4 protein-coding genes are annotated in these 4,078 nt (G+C 29.0%); all 4 read right to left on the bottom strand.

All coding sequences use genetic code 11. The annotated features are described in order from the left end of the window. Window positions 1-135: 135 nt before the first annotated feature. Window positions 136-1,356 carry a bifunctional 3,4-dihydroxy-2-butanone-4-phosphate synthase/GTP cyclohydrolase II gene (locus Q0370_RS05905; protein WP_299573355.1) on the bottom strand — a complete coding sequence of 407 codons (1,221 nt, stop codon included), beginning with the start codon at window positions 1,354-1,356 and terminating at the stop codon, window positions 136-138. Between the two features lie 34 nt (window positions 1,357-1,390). Next, window positions 1,391-2,068: a riboflavin synthase gene (locus tag Q0370_RS05900; RefSeq protein WP_299573352.1), complete on the bottom strand. Its 678-nt coding sequence runs from the start codon at window positions 2,066-2,068 to the stop codon at window positions 1,391-1,393. A 95-nt stretch (window positions 2,069-2,163) separates the two neighbouring features. Further along, window positions 2,164-3,279 (bottom strand): bifunctional diaminohydroxyphosphoribosylaminopyrimidine deaminase/5-amino-6-(5-phosphoribosylamino)uracil reductase RibD, encoded by a 1,116-nt coding sequence (gene ribD, locus Q0370_RS05895; RefSeq protein ID WP_299573350.1) that lies wholly within the window; start codon window positions 3,277-3,279, stop codon window positions 2,164-2,166. Window positions 3,280-3,366: 87 nt separating this feature from the next. Next, a complete protein-coding gene (gene ribE / locus Q0370_RS05890) occupies window positions 3,367-3,831 on the bottom strand; it encodes a 6,7-dimethyl-8-ribityllumazine synthase (protein WP_299573347.1) in 465 nt (154 codons plus the stop codon). Between the last annotated feature and the right edge of the window lie 247 nt (window positions 3,832-4,078).

Genomic DNA, 4,078 nt, shown 5'->3' with positions numbered 1-4,078 from the left:
ACCCTAAATTATATAATTTCTATCAGTTCAATTTTAAATGGGTTCGAGTATAATATTTAATTTAATCATATTTTCTATAAAATAAAACTCAGATATTTTAGTAAAATAACTACGATATCTGAGTTAAAATAATTTTTATAATTTTTGTTTCAATAAATGTCCCATTTTTTCCTTTTTCACTTTTAAATAATTTTTATCCACATCATTTGCAGTAATTTCGATTTCTGCACGTCCAGCAACTTTAATTCCGTATTTTTCGAGTCCTTCAATTTTTTTTGGATTATTAGTTTTTAAAATAATGGATTTTATTCCTAAATCCTTTATAATTTGTGCTGCCACAGCGTAATCCCTTAAATCATCAGAAAATCCTAATTTATGATTAGCTTCCACAGTGTCATAACCTTCATCTTGAAGTTTATATGCTTTTAATTTATTTAAAATACCAATTCCACGCCCTTCTTGACGTAGATAAATTATAAGTCCTTCTCCGCTTTCTTCCAGTTCATGTAAAGCCCTGTGAAGTTGTTCCTGACAATCACAACGTTTTGATCCAAAAACATCACCAGTTAGGCATTCAGAATGAAGTCTGACTACGATATTCTCTTTATTCTTTATTTCCCCTTTCATAACGGCAATATATTCTTTATGTTCAATTTTGTCACTATAACCTGCAAAAGTAAAGTTTCCAAATTGTGTTGGAATATCAACAATTGCTTCATTTTTAACTAATTTTTCGTTTTTTTTTATGTAAACAATTAAATCATCAATTGTAATTAATTTTAAATTATGTTTTTGGCAAAATTCAAATAAATCATTTCGACGAGCCATTTCTCCATCTTCTCTTAAAATTTCCATAATTACGCCTACATCAGAAAATCCTGCAAGTCTAGATAAATCAACTGCTGCTTCAGTGTGTCCTTTTCTTTCTAAAACACCACCTTCACGTGCGATTAATGGAAATATGTGTCCTGGTTTTCTAAAGTCTCTTGCAGTTTTTGTAGAATCAGCCAAATCTTTTATCGTTTTTAATCTGTCGCCTGTGGAAATTCCAGTAGTTGTACCTTCTAGAGAGTCAACTGAAATAGTGAAAGCTGTTCCAAAATAGTCAGTGTTATGTTGAACCATTGGATTTAATTCAAGTTCTTCGGCTCTCTTTTTAGACATTGGTACACACATAAGTCCACGTGCTTCGTTAATTATAAAGTTTAAAGTTTCATAAGTTACAATATCAGCAGGAATTATTAAATCACCTTCATTTTCTCTGTCTTCATCATCGACAACTACTACAGGAATTCCTTTTTTCAAGTCTTCAATGGCAGCTTCAATGCTGTCAAACTTTATTTTACTTTCTGACATTTAAAATCACTTCTTTCTTTTATTATATTTTCAATTAGAATCCATTTTTTTGTAAAAATTCCATTGTTAAATTTGATTTTTTTTCTTTATTTTCTATATTTTCAAAATTGTCAAACTTTAATATTTTTTCAACATATTTTCCAAACAAATCTGTTTCAATATTCACAAAATCTCCAGTTTTTTTCATTCCAACGGTAATATTTTCAATCGTATGTGGGATAAGCGAAACTGAGAAAATTCCATCATTATCATTTACATCAATTACTGTAAGGCTTGCTCCATCAATCGTTACACGACCTTTTTCAACAATGTATTTCATATTATTTTTATAATTTTTATCCAGCTGGAATTCATACACTTTTGCAATCCCCTTATCTGAAATTGATACAATTTTAGCTTCACAGTCAACGTCTCCCATTACAAGATGTCCGCCTAAAAAAGTCATAAGTGTAAGTGACTTTTCAAGATTTACAATATCTCCAGCCTTAGCACGTTTTAAACCGCTTCTTTCAATAGTTTCAAACATTACATCGGCAGTAAAGTCGTTTCCATTTAGTTTTGTAACAGTCAGACACACGCCATTTACAGCGATACTATCCCCAATCTGTGCTTTTTCAGCGACTTTTTTCCCTCTTATTGTAATCTCGATACTTGCAGATTTTTTTGCAATATCAATAATTTTTCCAGTTTCTTCAACTAAACCAGTAAACATAATTTTCTCCTGATTTTTAATTTTTTTATTTTAAATTATAATAGTTCCAGTTTAAAATGATAACAGAAAATTAGTCTGTATTTATAGTCAATCTGTTAACTATAATTTTTTTGTAAAAATTCCATTCCAACATTTTCACCATAAACATTATATTTTACATTTTTTAAAACAATAGCTTCATTCATATTTTTCTTATCAAATCCAGCAATAAAAGATTTTCCTTCAATATCGCCTAAAATTTTATTAGCAATAAAAATTTCCCCAGCATCAACAACATCTTCTTCAAATGCCTGTGAAATAAGAGATTGACCACCTTCTAATAAAATTGAGTCAATTCCAAAGGTTCCAATTTTTTCAAGAATTTCTTTAAAGCTGAATTTTGTATCATTTAAAAATACAAATTTAACCTTGTTATTTTCAGAAAAATCTAACTGTTTTTCAGAATTTTTATTTTTTTCTGATGTAATAATTATCGTTTTTTCATCAATATTTTCCTTAATAACAGTATAATCTTTTTCAGTTTTTAAATGCGGATCAATAATTATTCTGTATGGATTTACACCATTTTCAATTCTCGCAGTAAGGCTTGGATTATCGGCTAGGACAGTATTTATCCCAACCATTATTCCCATAAATTTATTTCGATAAAATTGCACTTTTTCACGTGCCGCTTCGTTTGTAATCCATTTGGAATTGCCTGTTTTTGTAGCAATTTTTCCATCTAGAGTAATTGCACATTTTAAGAATAAATATGGCAATTTTGTTAGAATATATTTGAAAAACACTTGATTTATTTTGTTGCATTCTTCTTTCAAAACATTTTCAGTAACTTCAATTCCAGCATTTTTCAATATTTGTATGCCTTTTCCAGCTACTTTTGGATTTGGGTCAGATGAGCCGATAACACATCTTTTTAGTCCCAATTTTACAATTTTTTCTGCACAAGGCGGTGTTTTTCCATAATGCGAGCAAGGTTCCAATGTAACATAAATTGTTGCATCTGACAAATCTTTAGAGTTTTTTGAAGCTTCATCCAAGGCGTAAACTTCGGCGTGAGGTCCTCCAAAATACTTGTGATAGCCAGTTCCAATAATTTTTCCATCTTGAACGACAACAGCTCCAACCATTGGATTGGGATTTACTGATCCAGCACCTTTTTTTGCCAGTTCAATTGCTATTTTCATATATTTTTCATCAATATTTTCATTCATTTTATTTTTTCCTTTTTGTGATGCTATCAATTAAATTTATAATTTTATTTTTATCAATATTTTCTGAAAATTTTACAAAAATATTTTTTATCCAATTTCTTTTATTAAATTAATCATTTCAATTGCAGAAAATGCAGCGTCTGCCCCTTTATTTCCAGCTTTTGTTCCAGCTCTTTCAATAGCTTCTTCAATATTGTTTGTAGTTAAAACTCCAAAAATTACAGGTAATTCACTTTGCAATGAAATTTGGGCAACTCCTTTTGAAACTTCTGCACAAACATAGTCAAAATGTGGTGTAGAACCTTTTATAACAGCTCCAAGAGTAATTATTGCATCATATTTTTGTGTATTTGCTAATTTTTTTGCAATTAGCGGTATTTCAAAAGCTCCTGGAACCCAAGCAATATCAATATTTTCTTCAGAAACATCATTTCTTTTTAATACATCCAAAGCCCCTCCAATCAATTTTGAAGTAATGAATTCATTAAATCTTCCAGCTACAATAGCTATTTTTACATTTCTTCCATCAAATTTTCCTTCAAAAGTTCTCATTTTTAAATCATCCTCTCATTATTTAATTTTTTATTTTCATTTAAAACTAAAAAAGCCAAGAATACTAAATTCAAGGCTTTTATATAAAGGTAGGTAATTTTAATTTGTAATTATTATAATTCTGAATTTTACAAAAATAACTGAGTCATATACAACAAAATTATTTAATAAATTCATATTAAAAATTAATCATTTCACTTCTACCATCTAGACTGTAACTATCGGTACTGGAATTACACCAGTTCAT

This window comes from uncultured Leptotrichia sp. (assembly GCF_938036635.1).
GTDB classification, from domain to species: Bacteria; Fusobacteriota; Fusobacteriia; order Fusobacteriales; family Leptotrichiaceae; genus Leptotrichia; species Leptotrichia hongkongensis.
This window is presented reverse-complemented; position numbering and strand designations above follow the sequence as displayed.